This window comes from Paenarthrobacter nicotinovorans (assembly GCF_021919345.1).
GTDB classification, from domain to species: Bacteria; Actinomycetota; Actinomycetes; order Actinomycetales; family Micrococcaceae; genus Arthrobacter; species Arthrobacter nicotinovorans.
The window spans coordinates 3,035,648-3,059,925 of sequence record NZ_CP089293.1; the positions used below are offsets into that span (position 1 = coordinate 3,035,648).

At 61.7% G+C, this 24,278-nt stretch carries 30 protein-coding genes; 1 reads left to right on the forward strand and 29 read right to left on the reverse strand.

The genetic code is table 11. The annotated features are described in order from the left end of the window. Positions 1-22 precede the first annotated feature (22 nt). From JMY29_RS14100 to rpsJ, 23 genes are all read right to left on the reverse strand, one after another. On the reverse strand, positions 23-1,066 hold the full coding sequence (locus JMY29_RS14100; RefSeq protein WP_189075255.1) for a 3-oxoacyl-ACP synthase III family protein: 1,044 nt from the start codon (positions 1,064-1,066) through the stop codon (positions 23-25). Between the two features lie 110 nt (positions 1,067-1,176). Next, the gene (locus JMY29_RS14105) at positions 1,177-1,746 is read right to left on the reverse strand and encodes an adenylate kinase (protein ID WP_018776674.1); all 570 of its coding nucleotides are present in this window, start codon (positions 1,744-1,746) and stop codon (positions 1,177-1,179) included. A 5-nt stretch (positions 1,747-1,751) separates the two neighbouring features. Continuing rightward, on the reverse strand, positions 1,752-3,062 hold the full coding sequence (gene secY / locus JMY29_RS14110; protein ID WP_026267006.1) for a preprotein translocase subunit SecY: 1,311 nt from the start codon (positions 3,060-3,062) through the stop codon (positions 1,752-1,754). Positions 3,063-3,249: 187 nt separating this feature from the next. Next, on the reverse strand, positions 3,250-3,732 hold the full coding sequence (gene rplO, locus JMY29_RS14115) for a 50S ribosomal protein L15 (protein WP_189075256.1): 483 nt from the start codon (positions 3,730-3,732) through the stop codon (positions 3,250-3,252). Further along, complete coding sequence (gene rpmD, locus JMY29_RS14120) at positions 3,732-3,938, reverse strand: 50S ribosomal protein L30 (protein ID WP_018776677.1); 207 nt, start codon at positions 3,936-3,938, stop codon at positions 3,732-3,734. Before rpmD ends, rplO begins: the two co-directional genes overlap by 1 nt. 2 nt (positions 3,939-3,940) lie before the next feature. After that, positions 3,941-4,612, reverse strand: coding sequence for a 30S ribosomal protein S5 (gene rpsE / locus JMY29_RS14125; RefSeq protein ID WP_179128297.1), 672 nt, complete (start codon positions 4,610-4,612; stop codon positions 3,941-3,943). A 29-nt stretch (positions 4,613-4,641) separates the two neighbouring features. Beyond that, positions 4,642-5,025 carry a 50S ribosomal protein L18 gene (rplR, locus tag JMY29_RS14130; RefSeq protein WP_018776679.1) on the reverse strand — a complete coding sequence of 128 codons (384 nt, stop codon included), beginning with the start codon at positions 5,023-5,025 and terminating at the stop codon, positions 4,642-4,644. Positions 5,026-5,028: 3 nt separating this feature from the next. After that, positions 5,029-5,565: a 50S ribosomal protein L6 gene (gene rplF, locus JMY29_RS14135; RefSeq protein ID WP_018776680.1), complete on the reverse strand. Its 537-nt coding sequence runs from the start codon at positions 5,563-5,565 to the stop codon at positions 5,029-5,031. 18 nt (positions 5,566-5,583) lie between these two features. After that, positions 5,584-5,982, reverse strand: coding sequence for a 30S ribosomal protein S8 (rpsH, locus tag JMY29_RS14140; protein WP_011775584.1), 399 nt, complete (start codon positions 5,980-5,982; stop codon positions 5,584-5,586). 78 nt (positions 5,983-6,060) lie between these two features. Beyond that, positions 6,061-6,648 carry a 50S ribosomal protein L5 gene (rplE, locus tag JMY29_RS14145; protein ID WP_018776681.1) on the reverse strand — a complete coding sequence of 196 codons (588 nt, stop codon included), beginning with the start codon at positions 6,646-6,648 and terminating at the stop codon, positions 6,061-6,063. Next, positions 6,648-7,007, reverse strand: a complete 360-nt coding sequence (gene rplX, locus JMY29_RS14150; protein WP_018776682.1) for a 50S ribosomal protein L24 — start codon at positions 7,005-7,007, stop codon at positions 6,648-6,650. Before rplX ends, rplE begins: the two co-directional genes overlap by 1 nt. Before the next feature lie 3 nt (positions 7,008-7,010). Further along, positions 7,011-7,379, reverse strand: a complete 369-nt coding sequence (gene rplN / locus JMY29_RS14155; RefSeq protein ID WP_003803789.1) for a 50S ribosomal protein L14 — start codon at positions 7,377-7,379, stop codon at positions 7,011-7,013. 353 nt (positions 7,380-7,732) lie between these two features. Next, complete coding sequence (gene rpsQ, locus JMY29_RS14160) at positions 7,733-8,029, reverse strand: 30S ribosomal protein S17 (RefSeq protein ID WP_011775587.1); 297 nt, start codon at positions 8,027-8,029, stop codon at positions 7,733-7,735. Further along, entirely contained in the window at positions 8,026-8,346 is a 321-nt protein-coding gene (gene rpmC, locus JMY29_RS20885; protein WP_014922387.1) for a 50S ribosomal protein L29, read from the reverse strand. Before rpmC ends, rpsQ begins: the two co-directional genes overlap by 4 nt. Positions 8,347-8,348: 2 nt before the next feature. Continuing rightward, entirely contained in the window at positions 8,349-8,765 is a 417-nt protein-coding gene (gene rplP, locus JMY29_RS14170) for a 50S ribosomal protein L16 (RefSeq protein ID WP_003803795.1), read from the reverse strand. Continuing rightward, positions 8,766-9,587: a 30S ribosomal protein S3 gene (gene rpsC, locus JMY29_RS14175; RefSeq protein WP_011775589.1), complete on the reverse strand. Its 822-nt coding sequence runs from the start codon at positions 9,585-9,587 to the stop codon at positions 8,766-8,768. Then, positions 9,588-9,953, reverse strand: a complete 366-nt coding sequence (rplV, locus tag JMY29_RS14180; RefSeq protein ID WP_018776683.1) for a 50S ribosomal protein L22 — start codon at positions 9,951-9,953, stop codon at positions 9,588-9,590. A gap of 39 nt (positions 9,954-9,992) precedes the next feature. Further along, the gene (gene rpsS, locus JMY29_RS14185; protein WP_011775591.1) at positions 9,993-10,274 is read right to left on the reverse strand and encodes a 30S ribosomal protein S19; all 282 of its coding nucleotides are present in this window, start codon (positions 10,272-10,274) and stop codon (positions 9,993-9,995) included. 12 nt (positions 10,275-10,286) lie between these two features. Continuing rightward, complete coding sequence (gene rplB, locus JMY29_RS14190; protein WP_011775592.1) at positions 10,287-11,126, reverse strand: 50S ribosomal protein L2; 840 nt, start codon at positions 11,124-11,126, stop codon at positions 10,287-10,289. A 29-nt stretch (positions 11,127-11,155) separates the two neighbouring features. Then, positions 11,156-11,461, reverse strand: coding sequence for a 50S ribosomal protein L23 (gene rplW, locus JMY29_RS14195; protein WP_011775593.1), 306 nt, complete (start codon positions 11,459-11,461; stop codon positions 11,156-11,158). Continuing rightward, positions 11,458-12,075, reverse strand: coding sequence for a 50S ribosomal protein L4 (rplD, locus tag JMY29_RS14200; protein WP_018776684.1), 618 nt, complete (start codon positions 12,073-12,075; stop codon positions 11,458-11,460). The genes rplW and rplD overlap by 4 nt, the downstream gene beginning before the upstream one ends. A 4-nt stretch (positions 12,076-12,079) precedes the next feature. Further along, positions 12,080-12,730 carry a 50S ribosomal protein L3 gene (gene rplC, locus JMY29_RS14205; RefSeq protein ID WP_018776685.1) on the reverse strand — a complete coding sequence of 217 codons (651 nt, stop codon included), beginning with the start codon at positions 12,728-12,730 and terminating at the stop codon, positions 12,080-12,082. Between the two features lie 17 nt (positions 12,731-12,747). Beyond that, positions 12,748-13,056, reverse strand: coding sequence for a 30S ribosomal protein S10 (gene rpsJ / locus JMY29_RS14210; RefSeq protein WP_003803825.1), 309 nt, complete (start codon positions 13,054-13,056; stop codon positions 12,748-12,750). Between the two features lie 383 nt (positions 13,057-13,439). Here rpsJ and JMY29_RS14215 point away from each other — a divergent pair, with 383 nt between their 5' ends. Next, complete coding sequence (locus tag JMY29_RS14215) at positions 13,440-14,873, forward strand: GH1 family beta-glucosidase (RefSeq protein WP_055971667.1); 1,434 nt, start codon at positions 13,440-13,442, stop codon at positions 14,871-14,873. An 86-nt stretch (positions 14,874-14,959) separates the two neighbouring features. Here the strand turns inward: JMY29_RS14215 and JMY29_RS20890 are convergent, their stop codons facing one another. The 6 genes from JMY29_RS20890 to rpsL all read right to left on the reverse strand — a co-directional run bounded on the left by JMY29_RS20890 (position 14,960) and on the right by rpsL (position 23,901). Continuing rightward, complete coding sequence (locus JMY29_RS20890; RefSeq protein WP_255520211.1) at positions 14,960-15,085, reverse strand: hypothetical protein; 126 nt, start codon at positions 15,083-15,085, stop codon at positions 14,960-14,962. Between the two features lie 28 nt (positions 15,086-15,113). Beyond that, positions 15,114-19,292 carry a hypothetical protein gene (locus JMY29_RS14220; protein WP_229778558.1) on the reverse strand — a complete coding sequence of 1,393 codons (4,179 nt, stop codon included), beginning with the start codon at positions 19,290-19,292 and terminating at the stop codon, positions 15,114-15,116. Between the two features lie 156 nt (positions 19,293-19,448). Further along, the gene (gene tuf / locus JMY29_RS14225) at positions 19,449-20,639 is read right to left on the reverse strand and encodes an elongation factor Tu (protein ID WP_018776689.1); all 1,191 of its coding nucleotides are present in this window, start codon (positions 20,637-20,639) and stop codon (positions 19,449-19,451) included. Between the two features lie 231 nt (positions 20,640-20,870). Further along, positions 20,871-22,985 carry an elongation factor G gene (gene fusA / locus JMY29_RS14230; RefSeq protein ID WP_018776690.1) on the reverse strand — a complete coding sequence of 705 codons (2,115 nt, stop codon included), beginning with the start codon at positions 22,983-22,985 and terminating at the stop codon, positions 20,871-20,873. A 69-nt stretch (positions 22,986-23,054) separates the two neighbouring features. Next, complete coding sequence (rpsG, locus tag JMY29_RS14235) at positions 23,055-23,525, reverse strand: 30S ribosomal protein S7 (protein WP_003803829.1); 471 nt, start codon at positions 23,523-23,525, stop codon at positions 23,055-23,057. Position 23,526: 1 nt separating this feature from the next. Further along, positions 23,527-23,901, reverse strand: a complete 375-nt coding sequence (rpsL, locus tag JMY29_RS14240; protein ID WP_009358312.1) for a 30S ribosomal protein S12 — start codon at positions 23,899-23,901, stop codon at positions 23,527-23,529. Positions 23,902-24,278 lie beyond the last annotated feature (377 nt).

Sequence of the window (24,278 nt, forward strand, 5' to 3'; positions counted from 1 at the left end):
CTGTTGCGAATCTCTTGCGGGCTCACAGCCGCACCACCGCCATTCCCAGGCTCACGCCGCCGCCCAAACCGACCAACGCCACCAGGTCCCCGGGTCCGGCCCTGCCACTGTCCACGGCAAGCTTCAGTTGCAATGGAAGGCTGACGGAGGCGAGGTTTCCGAAGTCCTCAACGGAATGAACCAGCAAGTCCGCAGGCACACCGGCACCTTCGGCGAATATTTGCCGGTACGGTGCGCTGACCTGGTGTACGCAGACGACAGCGAAGTCCGTCCACGCGAGGTGCATCTCCGCGAGAGTCGCATCAAGGATGTCGGAGCCGAGGTCCAAGAACGCATCCTTGAGCTTTTCCCCGTCCATGTTGAAGTAGCTGGCCTCTGGATCACGGGGGAAGGCCGACCCTCCCGCCGCCAAGGTACCCACGGACCAATGGCTGCTTCGCGCGGTGAAGCCCATGGCCAGGATTCCGGCCGCCCCGTCTGCAGCTGCGGCGGGATCAACCGCGGCCTCCAGCAACACTGCTGCGCCGCCGTCGCTCATGGTGTACCCGGGGAAGCTGGAGGCGAACGTCGGGAAGTCCGGCACCGACCACCGCACCGCCCGGGAAGGCGACTCCCCCGTGACCACCAGAACCCTCCCATAGCGCCCTCCGGCGATCAGAGCGTCGGCAACCTCCATACCGTTGAGGAAACTGTTGCAGGCGTTCTTGACGTCCATCACAGGGCATGAAAGTCCCAGTTTCGCTGCCACCATGTGTCCCGTAGCGGGTTCAACCATGTCCTGGCTGGCAGAGGCAAAGACCAGCAGGTCCACGTCAGGTGCCTGCAATCCGCATTCCGCCAGGACCTTGGCAGCGGCGTTGGCGGCCAGATCCGACGCCTGCTCCGTCGGGGACATGACACTCCTCGAGCGGATCCCCGTGACCCGGCCAATCAGACCTGTCGGCACGCGGAAGCCAGGGCTGGATTCGGCAATGCGGCGTTCGACGGCGGCCGTATCCAGCCGCGTCGGTGGCAGGTAGACCTCAAGCCCCGAAATCCGGCTACGTCCTGACAGAGCTGTCTGCATGCGCTTCCCCCAAGAATGTGCCGCTTCAACGAAAAAGGGTGTGTCCCGCACCCATGGTACGGGACACACCCTTCACTCCAGCTCCGGTTCCCCGGCTATGTGGAAAAACGCTAGACAGCCTTGGCCGACTCGATGGCTGTGAGCACGCGGTCGGTAACTTCATCGATACCGCCGATGCCATCCACCTGAGTAAGGATGCCGCGCTCAGCGTACTTGGCCACAACGGCTTCGGTCTGCTCGTGGTAGAGGTCAAGACGGTGACGGATCACGGCCTCGTTGTCGTCCGAACGTCCCGTTTCCTTGGCACGGCCCAGAAGGCGTGCAACCAGTTCTTCGTCATCCGCGGTCAGCTGGAGCACGACGTCGAGCTCCTGCTCACCCTCAGCGAGGATCTGGTCGAGGTAGTCAACCTGCGCGGTGGTGCGCGGGTAGCCGTCGAGCAGGAAGCCGTTCTCGACATCGCTCTGGCTCAGTCGATCGCGAACCATGTTGTTCGTGACGCTGTCCGGAACGAAGTCACCGGCGTCCATGTACTTCTTGGCTTCGATACCCAAGGGCGTTTCACCCTTGACGTTGGCACGGAAGATGTCGCCGGTGGAGATGGCGACTACGCCGAGGCGCTCCGAAATCCGCTCAGCCTGCGTACCCTTGCCCGAACCGGGAGGTCCAATGATCAGCATTCTCGTCATCGCAAAAGCCCTTCGTAGTGACGTTGTTGTAGCTGCGCATCAATCTGCTTGACGGTTTCCAGGCCGACACCCACCATGATCAGGATTGACGTGCCACCGAACGGGAAGTTCTGGTTGGCATTGATCAGGACGAGTGCAACCAGCGGAATCAACGCCACGAAGCCCAGGTAGAGGGCTCCAGGCAAAGTAATCCTGGAAAGCACGTACTGCAGGTAGTCCGCGGTCGGTTTACCCGCCCGGATGCCCGGAATGAACCCGCCGTACTTCTTCATGTTGTCCGACACTTCTTCAGGGTTGAAGGTGATGGCTACGTAGAAGTAGGTGAAGAACACGATCATGGCGAAGTAAAGCGCCATGTAGATGGGATGGTCGCCACGGGTGAGGTTGTTGTTGATCCACTCAACCCACGGGGCCATCTGCTCCCCTGGCTTCGGCTGGTTGAACTGCGAAATCAAGCCGGGCAGGTACAGCATGGAGGAAGCGAAGATGACGGGCACGACGCCGGCCATGTTCACCTTGATGGGAATGTAGGTGCTGGTGCCGCCCACGGTGCGACGACCAATCATGCGCTTGGCATACTGCACCGGAACACGGCGCTGCGACTGCTCCACGAAGACCACCAGGGCCACCGTAAGCAGGCCGATGGCAAGAACGACGAAGAAGGTTCCCGGGCCCTTGGTCTCCCAGATGGAGCCAAGTGAGCGGGGGAAGCCGGCTGCGATGGAGGTGAAGATCAGCAGCGACATGCCGTTGCCAACGCCGCGCTCGGTGACGAGCTCGCCCATCCACATGATCAGGCCCGTGCCCGCTGTCAGCGTGATGATGAGCAGAAGGGTGGTGATGATGCTCTCATCGGGGATGATCGGCAGGTTGCAGCCGGGCAGCAACTGACCCGAGCGGGCCAAGGAGACCAGGGTTGTGGCGTTCAGCAGGCCCAGTGCGATGGTGAGGTACCGGGTGTACTGCGTCAGCTTGGACTGCCCCGATGAGCCCTCTTCGTACAGCTGCTGGAACCGGGGAATAACCACCCGAAGCAACTGCACGATGATGCTCGCCGTGATGTAGGGCATGATGCCCAAGGCAAAGATCGAGACCTGCAGCAACGCGCCGCCGCTGAACAAGTTCACCAGCTGGTAGATGCCCTGCGAGGTGTCACCGTTGTTCAAGCATTGCTGGACATTCTGGTAGTTCACACCAGGCGAGGGGATGAAAGCTCCCAAGCGGAAGATTGTGATGATTCCCAGCGTGAACAACAACTTGCGTCGCAAATCAGGCGTCCGAAACGCCCGGCCGAATGCGCTTAGCAAGCGTCCTCCTGAGTAGAAAGTACAAGGATGTGGTCGGGCTCAATGAAACCCAACAACCGAGTCTAACTGCTTGTGACGCCGTCGGAATAATCGAGAGTCCACAACCACCAAAAAAATCCCGGTATCCGGGGCCGAAGCCCCGCATACCGGGATTCTTTGTTACAGCGGGCTGATGCCCCACAAACCCTTAGAGGGCGTTGGTGGATCCGCCTGCTGCGGCAATCTTTTCCGCAGCGCTGGAAGAGAATGCGTGCACGGTGACGTCAACCTTGACGGTGATGTCGCCGGTGCCGAGCACCTTTACGGGCTGGTTCTTGCGAACGGCACCCTTCTCTACCAGGGACTCAACGGTGACGGTGCCACCTTCCGGGAAGAGCTCGTTGAGCTTCTCCAGGTTTACAACCTGGAATTCAACCCGGAACGGGTTCTTGAAGCCGCGCAGCTTCGGCAGGCGCATGTGCAGCGGCAGCTGGCCGCCGGCAAAGCCAGCCTTTACCTGGTAGCGGGCCTTCGTACCCTTGGTACCGCGACCAGCGGTCTTACCCTTGGAGCCTTCACCACGACCAACACGGGTCTTGGCTGTCTTGGCACCCGGGGCGGGACGCAGGTGGTGGACCTTCAGAGTGTTCTGCTTCTCAGCAGCCTCTGCGGCGGTCTTGTTCTCTGCCATTACTTCGCCTCCTCTACATTCACGAGGTGCGGAACCGTGTTCAGCATGCCAACGGTCACGGCGTCAGCGGTACGGACAACGGTGTGTCCGATGCGCTTCAGGCCGAGGGACCGAAGGGTGGCGATCTGGTTCTGCTTGGCGCCGATGACGCCCTTGATCTGGGTGATCTCCAACTTGGCGTCGGAGGGAGTCAGGTTCTTAGCCATGACTAAACACCTGCCTTCTGGTTCTGGAGCGCGCGCACCAGAGCAGCAGGAGCAACCTCGTCCAGCGGCAGGCCACGGCGGGCAGCCACGGAAGCGGGCTCTTCGAGCTGCTTCAGAGCGGCAACGGTCGCGTGAACGATGTTGATCGCGTTGGAAGAACCGAGCGACTTGGAGAGGATGTCGTGGATACCCACGCACTCCAATACCGCGCGGACCGGACCACCGGCGATAACACCGGTACCGGCGGAAGCCGGACGCAGCAGGACAACGCCTGCAGCAGCCTCACCCTGCACACGGTGCGGGATGGTGTTGCCAACGCGGGGAACGCGGAAGAAGGACTTCTTGGCCTCTTCTACGCCCTTTGCGATAGCAGCGGGAACTTCCTTGGCCTTGCCGTAGCCAACGCCGACCATGCCGTTGCCGTCACCGACGACGACGAGTGCGGTGAAGCTGAAGCGACGACCACCCTTGACGACCTTGGCAACGCGGTTGATGGTGACAACGCGCTCTACGAACTGGCTCTTCTCGGCTTCACGACCGCCGTCGCGGCCACCACGGCCACCACGGTCGCCGCGGCCCTGGCCACGGTCGCCACGCTCGCCGCGACGTCCGCCGCGGCGGTCATCGGTAGCGGGTGCGGTCTCAGTTGCTTCAGCAGCTACAGCTTCAGTCACCTGAATGTCCTTTTCGTTATTTTCAACGGTCACAGTGCCAGCCCACCTTCGCGAGCACCGTCAGCGACGGCGGCGATGCGGCCGTGGTACTTGTTACCGCCACGGTCGAAGACAACAGCTTCGACGCCTGCAGCCTTTGCACGCTTGGCAACGAGCTCGCCGACGCGCTTGGCCTTGGCAGTCTTGTCTCCGTCAAGTGCACGAAGGTCAGCTTCCAGAGTGGAAGCGTAAGCCACGGTTACACCCTTGCTGTCATCGACAACCTGGACGAACATGTGGCGTGCCGAACGGTTGACGACCAGACGAGGACGTGCAGCCGTACCGGTGATGCGCTTGCGGATACGAAGCTGGCGACGGTTGCGTGCAGCCGACTTGCTCTTGTTCGTACGCTTCTTGTTAATTGCGATGGCCATGGTTTACTTACCAGCCTTTCCGACCTTGCGGCGGATGACTTCGCCGGCGTAACGGACACCCTTGCCCTTGTAGGGGTCGGGCTTGCGCAGCTTGCGAATGTTGGCAGCAACCTCGCCGACCTGCTGCTTGTTGATACCCGCAACAGAGAGCTTGGTCGGACCCTCTACTACGAAGGTGATGCCTTCGGGTGCAGAGACGTTAACCGGGTGGCTGTAGCCCAGAGCGAACTCCAGGTCAGAACCCTTTGCCTGAACGCGGTAACCGGTACCAACGATTTCAAGCTTCTTCTCGTAGCCCTCGGTAACGCCCTGGATCATGTTGGCGATCAGGGTGCGGGTCAGGCCGTGCAGCGAACGCGAGTTGCGCTCGTCGTTCGGGCGGGTGACCGTGAGAGTGTTCTCTTCCAGGGAGACCTCGATCGGGCTGGCCACAGTGTGGCTCAGCTCGCCTTTGGAACCCTTGACGCTGATGACGGAGCCATCGAGCTTGACCTCAACTCCGGCAGGAACGGTGATGGGGAGACGTCCAATACGTGACATTATTCTCTTCCTTTCCCGTTACCAGACGTACGCGAGGACTTCGCCGCCCACGCCCTTCTTGCCGGCCTGCTTGTCAGTCAGGAGGCCGGAAGAGGTGGACAGGATTGCGATACCCAGGCCACCCAGCACGTGAGGCAGGTTGGTGGACTTCGCGTAAACGCGGAGACCCGGCTTGGAGATGCGGCGGACGCCAGCGATGGAACGCTCGCGGTTCGGACCGAACTTCAGGTCGATGGTCAGCTTCTTGCCAACCTCGGCGTCCTCTTCCTTCCAGCCGGCAATGTAGCCTTCAGCCTTCAGGATGTCGGCAACGCGTGCCTTCAGTTTGCTATACGGCATGGACACGGTGTCGTGGTATGCCGAGTTTGCATTGCGCAGACGCGTGAGCATGTCTGCGACAGGATCTGTCATAGTCATTTGGGCTATAGCCCTTCCTCGTACCGGTTTCCGCTGCGCTTGCCCTTACGAGCCTGCGCGGTCGGACCTGTCACGTAGTTAGTTTTCGGTCTTGAACGGGAAACCAAGCGCCTTGAGCAGCGCGCGGCCTTCGTCGTCGGTCTTGGCGGTGGTGACAACCGTGATGTCCATGCCGCGTACGCGGTCGATGGAGTCCTGGTCGATTTCGTGGAACATAACCTGCTCGGTCAGACCGAAGGTGTAGTTGCCGTTACCGTCGAACTGCTTGCCGTTGAGGCCGCGGAAGTCACGGATACGCGGCAGAGCCAGCGAAACCAGACGATCCACGAATTCCCACATGCGGTCTCCACGCAGAGTTGCGTGTGCACCGATCGGCATGCCTTCGCGCAGCTTGAACTGTGCGATCGACTTGCGGGCCTTGGTTACCTGCGGCTTCTGGCCGGTGATGAGGGTGAGGTCGCGGACAGCGCCGTCGATCAGCTTGGAGTCCTTGGCGGCATCTCCAACACCCATGTTCACAACAACCTTCACCAGGCGGGGAACCTGGTTCACGTTCGCGTAGTTGAATTCGTCCTGCAGCGACTTCTTGATGGTCTCTGCGTACTTCGTCTTCAGACGCGGAACGATCTTGTTTGCGACAGTGGTCTCAGACAGTGTTTCACTCATCAGATGTCCTTCCCGGTGGCCTTGGACACGCGGATACGGACGGTCTTGGTAGCGCCATCCTTCTCAACGGTGTCGAGACGGAAACCAACACGGGTCGGCTTCTTGGTCGACGGGTCAACCAGAGCAACGTTGGAAACGTGGATCGGGGCCTCAACGACCTCGATGCCACCGGTCTTGGTGCCGCGCTGCGACTGACCGACCTTGGTGTGCTTGGTGACGCGGTTGATTCCCTCTACCAGCACGCGGTTGGTGGCCGGGAATACGCGCAGGACCTTGCCCTGCTTGCCGCGGTCGCCGCCGCGTTCCTGCTTGGCGCCGGTGATGACCTGAACGAGGTCACCCTTCTTGATCTTAGCCATGGACTAAAGCACCTCCGGGGCCAGCGAAACGATCTTCATGAACTTCTTGTCGCGAAGTTCACGACCAACCGGGCCGAAGATACGGGTACCGCGGGGGTCACCGTCGTTCTTCAGGATCACAGCTGCGTTTTCGTCAAACTTGATGTAGGAACCATCCGCACGGCGGCGTTCCTTCTTGGTACGAACGATGACAGCCTTGACGACGTCACCCTTCTTTACGTTGCCGCCAGGGATAGCGTCCTTGACGGTGGCGACGATGACGTCGCCGATGCCTGCGTAGCGACGACCGGATCCACCGAGAACGCGAATGGTAAGGATTTCCTTAGCACCCGTGTTGTCGGCGACCTTGAGTCGCGACTCCTGCTGAATCAATTTCTACTCCTTGCGTCGCGCCGGTTCTCAGACCGAAATCATGCATACGGAATGAGCCTTGCGGAACGGTTGATCGGGGTGTCTCTTGACCTGCCTGGATTTTGCCAGAACAGGCCTAAACGCCCGTGCCACAAGCATCAGCTTCCCTTGCAGAAAACTCTGCGCGGGGCAGTATGCAGCGGCACGATTGTTTACGAGGTAGTGGACGACGCACAAGTGGCGCCATACAAACTCAATATCCTAGCACGTTCAGGGCCAGTAACCGAACCGGCCGGGAAAGCGGAAAGGCCCGCATTCCATAGGGAATGCGGACCTTTCCAGTGAATCTCTGCCAGGCGTGCCCGGCGTCGGATTTACTTGGCCTTTTCGAGGATCTCCACCAGACGCCACCGCTTGGTAGCGGACAGCGGGCGGGTCTCAGAGATGAGAACGAGGTCGCCGATGCCGGCGGTGTTCTCTTCGTCGTGAGCCTTGATCTTCGAGGTGCGGCGAATAACCTTGCCGTACAGAGCGTGCTTTACGCGGTCTTCAACCTGAACAACGATGGTCTTTTCCATCTTGTCAGAGACAACGTAGCCGCGACGCGTCTTACGGTAACCGCGCTGTTCAGCGCTGGCTGCTGCTTCCGTCACAGTTTCCTTCTCGCTCACTTGGCGTCCTCTCCAGCTTCAACCTCGGCCTTTTCAGCCTTGGCAGCCTTCTTGGACTTCTTTTCTTCCTTGGCTTCCACAACCGGTGCGGCAACCTCGGCACGAATGCCCAGCTCGCGCTCACGGAGAACGGTGTAGATGCGTGCGATGTCCTTCTTTACCGCGCGCAGGCGACCGTGGTTCTCCAGCTGTCCGGTGGCGGACTGGAAACGCAGGTTGAACAGCTCTTCCTTGGACTTGCGGAGTTCTTCAACGAGACGCTCGTTGTCGAAACCGTCCAGCTGTGCGGGTGCGAGATCCTTCGACCCTACTGCCATTTCTATTCACCACCTTCGCGACGCACAATGCGTGCCTTCAACGGCAGCTTGTGGATTGCCAGGCGCAGGGCCTCGCGAGCTACCTCTTCATTGACACCGGAGAGTTCGAAGAGAACCCGGCCCGGCTTGACGTTTGCGACCCACCATTCCGGAGAACCCTTACCGGAACCCATACGGGTTTCAGCAGGCTTCTTCGTCAGCGGACGGTCCGGGTAGATGTTGATCCAGACCTTGCCGCCACGCTTGATGTGGCGGGTCATCGCGATACGAGCGGACTCGATCTGACGGTTGGTTACGTATGCCGGGCTCAGGGCCTGGATACCGTACTCACCGAAGCTGACCTTGGTGCCGCCCGTAGCAGCGCCGGAACGACCCGGGTGGTGCTGCTTACGGTGCTTGACTCGACGTGGGATAAGCATTTAAGCCTGTCCTCCTTCTGCTGCGGGGGCAGCAGCTTCAGCGGCCGGTGCTTCAACGGCAGCAGGTGCTGCCTCAGCTGCCGGACGGTCGTTACGACGACGGCGGTCGCCACCCGGGCGGCCCGGGCGGTCTCCTGCACGGCCACGGGACGGAGCAGCAGCTGCCTGCTGAGCCAGTTCCTTGGCGGTTACGTCACCCTTGTAGATCCAAACCTTCACACCGATGCGGCCGAAGGTGGTCTTGGCTTCGTAGAAGCCGTAGTCGATGTTCGCGCGGAGGGTGTGCAGGGGCACACGGCCTTCGCGGTAGAACTCCGAGCGGGACATTTCTGCGCCACCCAGACGACCCGAGCAAGCAACACGGATGCCCTTGGCACCCGCACGCTGTGCGGACTGCATTGCCTTCTTCATCGCACGGCGGAAAGCCACGCGGGAAGTCAGCTGCTCAGCGATGCCCTGGGCAACAAGCTGTGCTTCCATCTCGGGGTTCTTGACCTCGAGGATGTTCAGCTGGACCTGCTTGCCGGTGAGCTTTTCGAGCTCGCCGCGGATGCGGTCTGCTTCGGCGCCGCGGCGACCGATGACGATGCCCGGGCGTGCCGTGTGGATATCCACGCGGACACGGTCACGGGTGCGCTCGATCTCGACCTTGGCGATGCCGGCGCGCTCCATGCCGGTGGACATGAGCTGACGGATCTTGATGTCCTCGCGGACGAAGTCCTTGTAGCGCTGTCCGGGCTTGGTGCTGTCAGCGAACCAGTGCGAAACGTGGTCGGTGGTGATGCCGAGTCGGAACCCGTGCGGGTTTACTTTCTGTCCCACTTAGCGAGCCTCCTCTTTCTCGGGGGTTGCCACGACCAACGTGATGTGGCTGGTCCGCTTCCTGATGCGGTAGGCGCGGCCTTGGGCACGCGGCTGGAACCGCTTCATGGTCGGGCCTTCATCAACGAATGCTTCGCTGATGAACAGGTCGCTGTCGTCGAATGCAACGCCGTCACGGTCCGCGAGGACACGTGCGTTGGCCATTGCCGACTGAAGTACCTTGAATACCGGCTCCGAAGCTGCCTGGGGGGCAAACTTCAGAATTGCCAGAGCCTCATTCGCTTGCTTACCACGAACAAGGTTGACGACGCGCCGGGCCTTCATAGGCGTTACGCGGATGTGACGCGCAATAGCCTTGGCTTCCATTGCTTTCCTTCTCTCGTCTAAGACGTAAAGTCAGGCGCCTTAGCGGCGCTTGCCCTTACGGTCGTCCTTAACATGGCCGCGGAATGTCCGCGTGGGAGCGAATTCGCCGAGCTTGTGCCCGACCATCGACTCTGTGACAAACACCGGGATGTGCTTGCGTCCGTCGTGTACGGCGATCGTGTGCCCGAGCATGTCGGGGATGATCATCGAACGACGGGACCAGGTCTTGATGACGTTCTTGGTGCCCTTATCGTTTTCCCGTGCGACCTTCACAAAGAGGTGCTGGTCAACGAAAGGACCTTTTTTCAGGCTGCGTGGCATGTGTCCAGGCTCCTATCGCTTGTTCTTGCCAGTACGGCGGCGACGAACAATAAGCTTGTCGCTCTCTTTGTTCGGACGGCGGGTACGGCCCTCAGGCTTGCCGTTCGGGTTAACCGGGTGACGTCCACCGGAAGTCTTACCTTCACCACCACCGTGCGGGTGGTCAACCGGGTTCATGGCTACACCACGGACGGTCGGGCGAACGCCCTTCCAGCGCATGCGGCCGGCCTTGCCCCAGTTGATGTTCGACTGCTCGGCGTTGCCGACCTCGCCGACGGTTGCGCGGCAGCGCACGTCAACGTTGCGGATTTCACCGGAGGGCAGACGCAGCTGGGCGAAACGGCCTTCCTTGGCAACGAGCTGTACCGAAGCACCTGCGGAACGTGCCATCTTGGCGCCGCCACCCGGACGCAGTTCAACTGCGTGGATTACGGTACCAACCGGGATGTTGCGCAGCGGCAGGTTGTTGCCCGGCTTGATGTCAGCGTCGGGGCCAGCCTCGACGAAGTCACCCTGGGACAGCTTGTTGGGGGCGATGATGTAACGCTTGGTGCCATCAACGTAGTGCAGGAGTGCGATGCGAGCCGTGCGGTTCGGGTCGTACTCGATTTCGGCAACGCGGGCGTTGATGCCGTCCTTGTCGTGACGACGGAAGTCGATCAGACGGTACTGGCGCTTGTGCCCACCACCCTTGTGACGGGTGGTGATCTTACCGGAGTTGTTACGGCCGCCGGTCTTGTGCAGCGGACGCAGCAACGACTTTTCCGGAGTCGATCGCGTGATTTCAGCAAAGTCGGCTACGCTCGAGCCGCGACGGCCCGGGGTAGTCGGCTTGTATTTACGGATTCCCATAATTTATTTCCTCGTTAAAGTGGTCTCCGCTACGCGAGCGGACCGCCGAAGATGTCGATTGTGCCTTCTTTGAGGGTGACAATCGCACGCTTGGTGCTCTTGCGCTGTCCCCAGCCGAATTTGGTGCGCTTGCGCTTACCGGCACGGTTGATGGTGTTGATCGAGTCAACTTTGACCGAGAAGATCTTCTCTACGGCCAGCTTGATCTCGGTCTTGTTCGAGCGAGGGTCCACCAGGAAGGTGTACTTGCCTTCGTCGATCAGACCGTAGCTCTTTTCCGAAACGACGGGTGCAAGCACGACGTCGCGCGGATCCTTGATGGTGGTTACGCTCACTTGGAGGCCTCCTCGTTCTTTGCCTTGTCAGCGACGAACGCCTCGAAAGCAGCCTTTGTGAAGACCACGTCGTCGGAGATGAGCACGTCGTAGGTGTTCAGCTGGTCTGCGTACAGAACGTGAACATCCTGGAGGTTGCGCACGGAAAGTGCAGCAACATCGTTGGCGCGCTCGATAACGACGAGCAGGTTCTTGCGCTCAGTGACAGAGCGCAGCGAAGCCAGTGCGTCCTTGGCGGACGGCTTGGTGCCGGCTACCAGTTCAGCGATGACGTGGATGCGTCCGTTGCGGGCGCGGTCAGACAGGGCGCCGCGGAGTGCAGCAGCCTTCATCTTCTTGGGGGTGCGCTGGCTGTAGTCACGAGGTGTCGGACCGTGGACAACGCCACCGCCGGTCATGTGAGGAGCACGGATGGAACCCTGACGGGCGCGGCCGGTGCCCTTCTGCTTGAACGGCTTGCGACCTGCACCGGAAACCTCGGCGCGGGTCTTCGTCTTGTGAGTACCCTGGCGAGCAGCAGCGAGCTGTGCGACGACGACCTGGTGCAGCAGCGGCACGTTGGTCTGGACGTCGAAGATCTCTGCAGGCAGGTCTACCTTGACAGTGCTAGTCATTGAACTAGGCTCCCTTCACGGCGGTGCGTACGAGTACGACCTGGCCGCGGGCACCGGGGACGGCACCCTTGATAAGGAGCAGCGACTTCTCAACGTCAACAGCGTGAACCGTGAGGTTCAGCGTGGTGTGACGCTCGGCGCCCATGCGGCCGGCCATTTTCAGGCCCTTGAAGACGCGGCTCGGGGTGGATGCGCCACCGATGGAGCCAGGCTTACGGTGGTTCTTGTGGGCACCGTGGGAAGCGCCAACGCCGTGGAAGCCGTGACGCTTCATAACACCGGCGAAGCCCTTACCCTTGGAGGTGCCGACGACGTCGATCTTCTGGCCGGCTTCGAAGATCTCAACAGAGAGCTCCTGGCCCAGCTCGTAGGATGCGGCGTCTGCGGTACGCAGTTCGACGACGTGGCGGCGAGGGGTAACGCCAGCCTTTTCAAAGTGACCAGCCAGCGGCTTGGTGACCTTGCGGGGGTCGATCTGGCCGTAGCCGATCTGGACGGCGACATAGCCATCGACATCTGCGTTTCGCAGCTGCGTGATGACGTTGGAGTCAGCCTGGACGACAGTTACCGGGATGAGCTTGTTGTTCTCGTCCCAGACCTGGGTCATGCCGAGCTTCGTGCCCAGCAGGCCCTTTACGTTACGGGTTGCGGTCATAGTCTCTCAGCACCTCCCTAGAGCTTGATTTCGATGTTCACGTCTGCAGGCAGGTCGAGACGCATAAGCGAGTCAACGGCCTTCGGCGTGGGGTCGATGATGTCGATCAGACGCTTGTGAGTACGCATTTCGAAGTGCTCACGGCTGTCCTTGTACTTGTGAGGAGAGCGAATAACGCAGTAAACGTTCTTCTCCGTGGGCAGCGGCACCGGGCCGACTACCGTTGCGCCTGCGCGCGTGACCGTCTCAACGATCTTCCGCGCTGAAACATCAATGACCTCGTGGTCATATGACTTCAGCCGGATGCGGATTTTTTGTCCCGCCATGTCGCCTGACTCTCTTTCAGCTAGTGCTGCTCTAGTTAGGGCTGCTCTGTTTACTTACCTGTTGATGTGGCCGCCGAGGCGTTTGAGGTTTTACCACCACACGCCGCACAAGCTGAATCCGGATATTCCCGGGTTCCTCAACCTGCCGGCGCACCGACCCCCGCGGTCGGGCGTGTCGCGATTTCCACGCAGACTCGACCGCATTCCATGGGGTTCAGGGTTATGTTTGGGCTTCAACCTGGACCCTGACACCCGGCATTATCCGGATCGGGACACGAAGAAGCGCTTGAACAACTCATCCAGTATGGCGGAAATCCGGAGCAAAGGCCAATCGGCCCGCATTGGGCATTGCCCGGCCCCCGCCAACTGGGGATGATGGTGGCATGTCCGTCCAGGATTCAGGCTCAGTGGAAGATCTCGCTGCACGCCTGCGGCCAGGTTTCACGTTGGGGGTAGCGGCGGCCGCCTTCCAGATTGAGGGTTCCCTCACGGCTGATGGACGCGGCCCGTCCGGATGGGACGCTTTCGCGGAAAAGCCAGGAGCAATCGTCGACGGCGGCTCCCCCACCGTGGCGTGCGACCATTACAACCGCGCGGATGAAGACATAGCCCTGATGCAGGAGCTGGGCGTCGATTCCTACCGTTTGTCATTGTCATGGCCGAGGATCCAACCCGACGGTCGGGGCGCGGTCAACCAGCGCGGCCTGGACTTCTACGACCGCTTGTTGGACAAGCTCCTGGCCGCCGGCATTTCACCCATGGTCACCCTGTACCACTGGGATACCCCGTTGGCCCTTGAGCATGAGGGCGGCTGGATGAACAGGGACACTGCCCAGAGGCTCGCCGAGTATGCCGCTGTGGCCGCGCGCCGGTTCGGCGACCGGGTGGACCACTGGGTCACAGTGAACGAGCCCGTTTCCGTTACCCTGCAGGGTTACGCATTGGGTGCGCACGCCCCGGGCCGCCAGCTCCTGTTCGACAGCCTGCCTGCAGCCCATCATCAGCTGCTGGGCCATGGCCTGGCAGTCAAAGCACTCAGGGCAGAGGGGGCTAAGGGCAAGATCGGCCTGTCCAATATGCACTCCCCCGTGCGGCCGGCCAGCAACCGGCTCTCGGACCGTCTGATGGCTGAGGCCCTGGACCTGATACTGAACCGCATTTACGCCGACGCGGTCCTTCTTGGCCAATACCCCAAGCCTTCGCTTCCCCTGTGGCCTTGGTTCCGCTCACTGGGTCCCGTGCTCGACGGTGACCTCGAGACAATTAACCAGCCCTTGGATTTCTACGGCTTGAACTACTACTACCCCATCAAGGTGGCTTCCGGGCGGGGGCCTGCCGAGATCCCTACCGGGCAGGCAGAAGAGATGGCCAACATCCCTTTCCACCTTGCCGCCTACCAAGAGTACGAGACCACCGGCTTCGGCTGGCCCGAGGCCCCGGAACAACTCGCCACGGTTCTCAAGGAGATGAAGCAGCGGTACGGGGAGGCCCTGCCACCAATTTTCATCACGGAGGGCGGCGCGAGTTTTCCGGAGCCCGCCCATGTCGACGGTCCTGTCCCGGACACCAACCGCATCGCGTATCTGGCTGAGCATCTGGGCCACGCCGTCACCGCGACGGGTCCCGGCGGCGCTGCGGAAGGCGTGGATCTGCGCGGTTATTACGTGTGGACGCTCCTGGACAACTTCGAGTGGGCAGCGGGCTACTCGCAGAGGTTCGGCCTGGTCCACGTGGACTTTGAAACCCTGGAACGGACCCCGAAGGAATCGTTCTACTGGCTCAGGGCGCTGGCTCGCGCGCGCAGCCGCAACGAGTAGCGCAGCCGGGTTAAATCGCGAACGGTTAAATCGCTATCGGGTTTGACCGCGGGCGCTGGTCAGGCAGCCGGCGTCACCGCCCGAAGCTACTGGTTCTTGTTGGCGCGCCGGATGCGCTTGGCACGCTCGATCTCTTGCCGGAAGTTCTTGCGCCCCCACAGCACCCCACCGCCGATGGCCGCTATCACTGCCAGGAAAATCAGGAATTCCACACCGTGCTCCTCTTCGTAGAATCCAACCCTATCGGACGCCACCATAGCCCCGCGAGGACGCCGTGTCATCCGAACCATCGTCGGCGGCCGGGCCTTGGGGACCAGCGGGCGGCTTACGGTTCAAGCGCCACACCGCAAGCACAATGAGGCCCACGGCTACCAGGGCCAGCATTGCGAAGGCATAGGTGCGAAGCGCCCACATGATGCTCAGCACCACGCCGATGGCCCCCCAAGCCACCAGCAGGCGCTCGGCTACGACAAGTCCCACGGCGAGCAGCACCACGTGTGCCACAAGTACATAGAGTTGCTGCCCGGAGCTTCCACCGAAGATGGTGCCCGCGGATGTCAGGGACAGGATCCCGGCTCCGATGCACAGGCGCAGCAGGCCTTCCCCGCGCTGTCCCCTGATGTAGCGCAGTCCTGCCAAAACAGCAGCTGCCACGACGTACCACTGGGCAGTCCAGAACCAGTCGGGGCTGGCACCACCAACGAACAGCAAAGCCCGCTGCAGGGCAGCCACGGCTATCACCCCGGCAACTTCTCCGGCCAGCCATTTCCCTCGGGGAACTTCAGCCACCACCACTGCGCCCGCAGCCAACACCACCACGAACGCTACCAAGGCTGTCTCGTCGTGGATCATACCCGCCACCGCCGCGGTCGCCAGGCCGGCGACCGCGGTGCCGGCCAGGGATCTCTGGCGCCATAGCTGACGGCGAATCGAAGGCGGGCCAAAGACCTTCGCCGCGTACAAGCCGGCTGCCGTACCTCCGGCGCCCAGGAGCCAGACGGCGTAGTGGGACCACACGTCCGACGGCAGGTTGCGGAGCAAGCCCTCGACGGCGGGTACCGCACCGAACAGGGCCGCTGGTGCGGCCGCAGCGTAGAGACGAGGCAGGCGTTCCACGTGGGAAGCAGCGAACAGGACGCCGGCCAGTGTCAGCACCGACAACCCGGTCAGGGCGTAGTCAATGCGCAAGGTCAGCACGCCGCCGACGAGAACGAAGGCCAGCGACGACGCCAACCAGAACCAGCGCTCCGCCGCGATCAGGGTCGTCGAACCAGGCTTTTGGATCCGCGGCGGGAAGGCAATCCGGAAGACAACCAGGCAAGCAGCGAGTCCGAACAAGGCCACGGGCACCTGCGACCCATTCAAGAGCTTCTGGGCCAGCCACGTATAAGAAGGGAATCGAAGCGCCGGCCCCGAAACCAGTACCAGGACCCCGACAGCGGCGGCACCCAGGTATTGGGCTCCACGGAGCCCAAGGAACCGCCAGGCGATAGCCACCGCTGCCGGGACGATGACCAAGCAGGCCATAACCACCCACCGGCCACCGCCGTCGTAATTCCCGGACGCCAAGTAGGCCAAAGGAAGCAACAGTTGCGCACCCAAGGCGGCCCACGTCGTCGGTTGTTGGAAGGCAACATCAACGTGGCGGTGACGCAGATACCAGGTCACAAGGTGCTGGAGCAGCAGAAGCAGGGCCAGCACGATGGTCACAGCAGCCGACGAGTCCGTAGCGTCCGCCACCACTACGGTGATGAGGGACGCCCCGAGAATCCGAAGCCCCAGCAGATAGGCGCCACGTATGCGGGAATCCCGGGCCAGGCCCATCATGACGGCGCTGCAGCCGGCAAAGACGCCCAGGAGGATCTCGACGTCGCGGACGTGCCCGAGCCGAAGCGGCAAAAGCAGTGCCAACGCTGCCGGAGCAAAAATCCAGGCGCCAGCGCGACCACGCAGGGCCACGGTGCACGCCGCCGCAGCGAAAGCGGTGGCGACGGCTGCCACCCCTGCTTGCCAACTGTCCCTGGGCAACCACCCTCCCGCTGCCACAGCAAACGACAATGCGGTGGTGGCTCCCGCCATGACCGCGACAGTCACCGCTGCGTCCACCACGGAAGCCCGCGGGAACCTTTGCTGGAACCGGCCTGTCAGGGGGAATGCCAACTGCAATGCTGCAGCAACTGCTACGACAAGCGGAACGCCAGGGGTCTCCCCCGCGATCTGCACGTTCCACCCACCACGCAGCGCGTCCACATAGGCAGAGGCCATCAGCAAGGTTCCGGCAGCGCGTGCAAGCCACCAGTACCCTTGGCGAGGGTTTGCCGACCGGACCCGCAGCGCGGTAACGCCGAAGTATGCGGTTGTTACCAGGAGCACCAAGTTCGCCAATGTGAGTGATACAGCAGCGGCGGCTACGGCACCGGCAACGATGGCAGTGACGGGGGCCAGCACCTCCCCGACGGTTGGCGTCCACGTCTCCCGGCCGGTTCCGACGCCCTTTCCCGAGGGCAAAAGCAGCATTCCGGAGGCCAGCCCCGCGGCCAGGACCAAAAGAACCGCCACCGAAACACTCGGACGCCCCGCGGCGTGGTCAACGAAGGGCAGCAGCAGGAGCGTGGCCATCGCGACGCCCCCGAACACAGCTGCAGTCGCCTGCGGTGCCACAAGCCGGACACCGCGCCGCCACATTATTGCACTGCCAAGTTCCTGAACGGCCGCCGCAGCAATAAGCGCCAGCAGGGTGTAGGCAGCCCTTTCCTGGCTGTGCTCAAAGATGGCTGCCACAGTGCTGGGGACGGCCGCAGTCAGTGCTATCCGGCCAGCCAGGACCAAGTGCTGACGGTTGGCTGCTGGTCGAAGCAAAGCGGTCAGAAGCCAGTAGGAACCAGCCGCTGCCAAGAGCACGGCAACCGGCAGTGCCCCCAACAGGACTGCGAAGACGAGGCCGGTCCCCGCGACGGCAGCTGGCGCAAAAAGGACAACGGCGGCGGGCACCGGACCCCTGGCAAGCCTCCAACCCAACACCATGGAGGTCAGCATGCTCACGTACAGGGGCATCTGGACGGGGAGATCGAAGTTGCCGAAGCCCAGAGCCGCCGTCAGTACGGCAGCGGCCGCCAGTTGCAGGCCCCAGCACGACACCGCGTCATTCCATCGCAGGCGGGGAGCCAGCATGGCGCCACCGAACGCAACCCCCAGTGACTGGACGCCGAGGCAGAGCACCGCCGCCAGCAGCACTGCGCTGACGTCGGCTGTGGCATCCCAAACCAGACCCAGGAGGGACAGGGTCAGCGCGGCCCTGGCCGCATAGAAGTGTTGAAGCCTGTACCGGGCTCGGGGCACCAGGACCATCACTGTGAAGTAGCAACCACACATCAGCATCACCAGGGCATACTCACCGTGGGACAAAAGGTGCGGCGTGCAGGTTACTGCCAAGGCCACCAGCGGAACAACATAGGGGTGCAGCACCATCAGGGGGCGCACATATAGCGGAGGAATCCAACGTGGACGAAGCAACGCACCCAATGTCAGGACGATGGCAACACCGATGAGCGCAGTAAAATACCACACCAGCGCACCGCCAAGGATGGAGACTCCCGACCATGCGGTGGAGACAACGAAACTGATCGACAAGTAGGCCAGGATCTTGTTGTCCAGCTTGACGGCCGTATACGCATAGACCACGGTCCCCAGCAAGGAGGTGGCCAGCCAGGCAGCGGGGCCGTTGTGCAGAACGAAGTTGTACATGGCAAGGCCGGTAACGGGAATGAGGGCGAGTCCGGTCCCTACGAAGGCCGTGGCCGCCGGCCGCAGTCGCGGGATCTTCGCATGGATAACCAATCCCGAGACGTAGAACAACGCCGTGATGAACCAGATCCCCGCGAAACGGAACAGTTCCGGAAGGCTGGTTCCTACAAACAGGGCCCCCGCGGCCACCAACAGGAGGCTGGCGACATAGAGGGTGATGTTGATGTTCTGTTGGTCGCGGCGGGCTTTCCTCGCCGCCACCTCTGCGGGCGACTCCCGCACCGGCGGTGGTCCCTGCACCGGTGGCGGCCCCTGCACCGGGGCTCCTGCCGTCTGGGCCGGCCGCTGATGTACGGGCGCTGGCCCTGCATATGAAGGCCGCCCGGGTGGGAACGGCACAGGGACGCGCTGGGGTGCAATAGTCCCCTGGCTCGTGGGCAGGACAGCGGCAGGCGCAGGCTGTGCCGGTGGATGTGCACTGCTCCCTTGGCGCTTGGCCTCGGCGTCACGCCAACCTGCCATATGTCCGGCCAGGTAGCCCGCCTGGTACTGGGCACTCGGCATCCCGGGGCGGGTGCCGTCGCGAAGCGCCGCCCGGCGCCCTTGGCTCCGGCCCAATGCATTGCCGACCACCCCGGCTATGGCAAGAAGCATCACGATCAGCAGGGCGTTCATTGCGACTCCTCGGTATCACTGGCATAGGGCGTCAACCAGTGTTTTATCCATTCGATAGATAAATAATAGCAAAGAAGAACCCCACCACAGAAGCGGTGGGGTTCTTCCGAGCAAACTACCGGCTGGGCCGGGAGATCACCGATCTACAAGCAGTGACTACTTGATGATCTTGGTGACACGTCCCGAACCAACGGTGCGGCCGCCTTCGCGGATAGCGAAGCCGAGGCCCTCTTCCATAGCGATCGGCTGGATGAGCGCAACGGTCATCTCAGTGTTGTCGCCAGGCATAACCATTTCCGTGCCTTCCGGCAGGGTGATAACGCCGGTTACGTCCGTGGTACGGAAGTAGAACTGCGGGCGGTAGTTGGAGTAGAACGGGTTGTGACGTCCGCCTTCGTCCTTGGAAAGGATGTAGACGTTTGCCTCGAAGTCGGTGTGCGGGGTGATGGAACCCGGCTTGACGACAACCTGGCCACGCTCGACATCGTCGCGCTTGAGACCGCGGAGCAGGAGGCCACAGTTCTCGCCGGCCCATGCTTCGTCGAGCTGCTTGTGGAACATCTCGATACCGGTAACCGTGGTCTTCTGGATCGGGCGGATGCCAACGATCTCGACCTCGGAGTTGATCGCGAGGGTTCCACGCTCGGCGCGGCCCGTAACAACGGTTCCACGACCGGTGATCGTGAAGACGTCTTCGATCGGCATCAGGAACGGCTTGTCGCGGTCACGTACGGGGTCCGGAACGGACTCGTCGACAGCTGCCATCAGGTCCTGGACGGACTTGACCCAAACCGGGTCGCCTTCCAGAGCCTTGAGACCGGAAACGCGAACAACCGGAGCCTCATCGCCATCGAAGCCCTGCGAGCTCAGGAGCTCACGAACTTCCATTTCGACGAGGTCGAGGAGTTCTTCGTCATCAACCATGTCGGACTTGTTCAGTGCGACCAGCAGGTAGGGAACACCAACCTGGCGGGCGAGCAGAACGTGCTCACGGGTCTGAGCCATCGGACCATCGGTTGCAGCAACCACGAGGATTGCGCCGTCCATCTGGGCAGCACCGGTGATCATGTTCTTGATGTAGTCAGCGTGACCGGGGGCGTCTACGTGTGCGTAGTGGCGCTTCTCGGTCTGGTACTCCACGTGGGAGATGTTGATGGTAATACCGCGCTGGCGCTCTTCCGGAGCGGAGTCGATCGACGCGAAGTCGCGCTGCTCGTTGAGATCCGGGTACTGGTCGTACAGCACCTTGGAAATGGCGGCAGTCAGCGTCGTCTTACCGTGGTCAACGTGACCAATGGTGCCGATGTTGACGTGCGGCTTAGTCCGCTCGAACTTTGCCTTTGCCACAGGTTCCTCCTAGAACGATTTCAAGTGAAGTGCTCCTCGGCCGCGCTTTTCGCGGCAGAAACTTTAGCAAGTCTACTTGGGGGCTTGGTTTTGGTGAAATTGCAGATTCAGGAACCAATGATAGTTCCTAGAGCCTGTTTGCGCAGGGGCCGGGCTGCGGCTCTCGCCACAGCCCCGCCTCAAGCGCTTAGATGCCTTCCCGATACCGGAATTGCATCCGTTACCGGGAGATTACTCGCCGCGGGTTTTCTGGATGATCTCGTCGGCTACTGCCTTCGGGACCTCCGCGTAGCTGTTGAACGTCATGGAGTACACGGCGCGACCCTGGGTCTTGGACCGCAGGTCACCGATGTAGCCGAACATGCCGGACAGCGGAACGTGTGCACGGATAACCTTCACACCTGCTGCGTCCTCCATGGACTGCATCTGGCCACGGCGGGCGTTCAGGTCACCAATAACATCACCCATGTATTCCTCAGGTGTGCGGACCTCAACATCCATCAGCGGTTCAAGCAGAACAGGGTTCGCCTTGCGTGCAGCTTCCTTGAAAGCCATACGTCCGGCGATCTTGAACGCCATTTCCGAGGAGTCAACATCGTGGGACGCGCCGTCAATCAGCGTGGCCTTGATGCCGACAACCGGGTAACCGGCCAGGACGCCGTCGTTCAGTGCATCCTGGATACCGGCGTCGACAGACGGGATGTATTCGCGCGGAACGCGGCCACCAGTGACCTTGTTCTCGAACTCGTACAGTTCGCCCGAAGAGGTGTCCATCGGTTCGATCGCAATCTGGATCTTTGCGAACTGACCCGAACCACCGGTCTGCTTCTTGTGCGTGTAGTCATGACGCTCGACTGCGCGCTTGATGGTTTCGCGGTAAGCAACCTGCGGCTTGCCGACGTTTGCCTCGACCTTGAATTCGCGGCGCATGCGGTCCACCAGGATGTCCAGGTGGAGCTCGCCCATGCCGGCGATGATGGTCTGGCCCGTGTCTTCGTTGAGGGAGACCTGGAAGGTCGGGTCCTCGGCGGAGAGCTTCTGGATGGCCGTGGAGAGCTTCTCCTGGTCACCCTTGGTGTTGGGCTCGATGGCAACCGAGATCACGGGCTCCGGGAAGCTCATGGACTCGAGGACGATCTGGTTGTTGGCATCACACAGGGTGTCACCCGTGGTGGTGTCCTTCAGACCGATGGCTGCGTAGATGTGGCCCGCGGTAGCGCCTTCAACAGGCATTTCCTTGTTGGCGTGCATCTGGAACAGCTTGCCGATACGTTCCTTCTTACCCTTGGTGGAGTTAACCACCTGGGCGCCGGCCTCAACGTGACCGGAGTACACGCGGACGAAGGTCAGCTGGCCGAAGAACGGGTGCGCAGCAATCTTGAAGGCGAGGGCCGAGAACGGCTCGTCTGCAGACGGCTTGCGGGTCAGTTCCTTCTCTTCGTCGCGGGGATCGTGACCGATCATCGGCGGGACGTCGAGCGGGTTCGGCAGGTAGTCGACAACAGCGTCAAGCATCGGCTGTACACCGCGGTTCTTGAAGGCAGAGCCACAGAACACGGGGTAGAGCTCGGAGTTGATGGTCATCTTGCGGATGCCGGCCTTGAGTTCCTCAAGGGTGAGTTCTTCACCTTCGAGGTACTTCTCCATGAGTTCTTCGGAAGCCTCGGCCACAGTCTCAACGAGCTGTGCGCGGTACTCTTCGGCCTTGGCCTGGAGGTCCGCCGGGATTTCCTGCACTTCGTAAGAAGCGCCCATGGTGACGTCACCCTTTGCGTCGCCAGGCCAAACCAGGGCGCGCATTTCGAGGAGGTCAACCACACCGATGAAGTCGTTCTCGGCACCGATCGGCAGCTGCATGACCAGCGGCTTGGCACCAAGGCGGGAAATGATGGTGTCTACGGTGAAGTAGAAGTCGGCACCCAGCTTGTCCATCTTGTTGACGAAGCAGATACGCGGAACGTTGTACTTGTCAGCCTGGCGCCAAACAGTCTCGGACTGCGGCTCCACGCCTTCCTTGCCGTCGAACACTGCGACTGCGCCGTCGAGGACACGCAGGGAGCGCTCAACCTCGACCGTGAAGTCCACGTGGCCCGGGGTATCGATGATGTTGATCTGGTTCTGGTTCCAGAAGCAAGTCACGGCGGCAGACGTGATGGTGATGCCGCGTTCCTTTTCCTGTTCCATCCAGTCAGTCGTCGAGGCGCCGTCGTGCGTCTCGCCGATCTTGTGGTTCACACCCGTGTAGAACAGGATGCGCTCGGTAGTGGTGGTCTTGCCGGCATCGATGTGGGCCATGATGCCGATATTGCGGACCTTGTTAAGGTCGGTAAGCACGTCCTGTGCCACGGGGTCTCCCTTTCGGATGGACTACACGTCCGCCGCCGGCTCGGTGGAGCCGGCGGCGTTCGGGAAGTTTTACCAGCGGTAGTGTGCGAAGGCCTTGTTCGACTCGGCCATCTTGTGGGTGTCTTCGCGACGCTTGACAGCGGCACCGAGACCGTTGGAGGCATCCAGGATTTCGTTCTGGAGGCGCTCGGTCATGGTCTTCTCCCGGCGGGCCTTGGAGTAGCCCACGAGCCAACGCAGAGCGAGGGCGGTGGAGCGGCCCGGCTTGACCTCAACCGGAACCTGGTAGGTGGCGCCACCAACGCGGCGTGAACGCACCTCGAGGGAAGGCTTGACGTTGTCCATGGCCTTCTTGAGAGCGGCAACGGGGTCGCCGCCGGACTTGGCACGTGCACCTTCGAGTGCGCCGTAAACGATGCGCTCTGCGGTGGACTTCTTGCCGTCAACCAGAACCTTGTTGATCAGCTGAGTGACCAACGGGGAGCCGTAAACGGGATCGGAAACTAGCGGCCGCTTCGGGGCCGGACCCTTGCGAGGCATATTACTTCTTCTCCATCTTTGCGCCGTAACGGCTGCGGGCCTGCTTGCGGTTCTTGACACCCTGGGTGTCGAGTGCGCCGCGGACGATCTTGTAGCGGACACCCGGAAGGTCCTTCACACGACCACCACGGACGAGCACGATGGAGTGCTCCTGGAGGTTGTGGCCAACACCGGGGATGTAAGCGGTAACTTCCACGCCACCGTTGAGGCGCACACGTGCCACCTTACGGAGAGCCGAGTTCGGCTTCTTGGGGGTGGTGGTGTAAACGCGGGTGCAAACACCGCGACGCATCGGGCTGCCCTTCAGCGCGGGAGCCTTGGTCTTGGAGACCTTCGGCGTGCGGCCCTTGCGGACCAGCTGGTTAATCGTAGGCACTTTCGTGTTCTCCGTTGTTTGATCTCTGCCCCCACACACAGGCGCCAGCCGGTGTAAACGTGGGAACTTTGGCGTTGCTCGTGCAGCCGGCCGAAACTCCGGTAGGCGTGCAAAAGTGCGGCATTCGTTGCGCATGTTGCCCGCAACCCGGAAACAGGCTCCACCCAGCACCATGAGAACAAAACCAAAATGATGCTGCGGCGGCCTTCATCCACTGCCACACAGAACAATTACAGAAAGTCTAGCACGGCTTGATCTGGAGCCTTAATCGGGTGTATGGAGGGCGACGGCGGCAGGTGACTGCCGCCGTCGTCGCCCCGCTCCCCCGGGTACCCGGGGAAAAGCGACGTTAACGGGCCAGGCCCCGCACTCGAAAG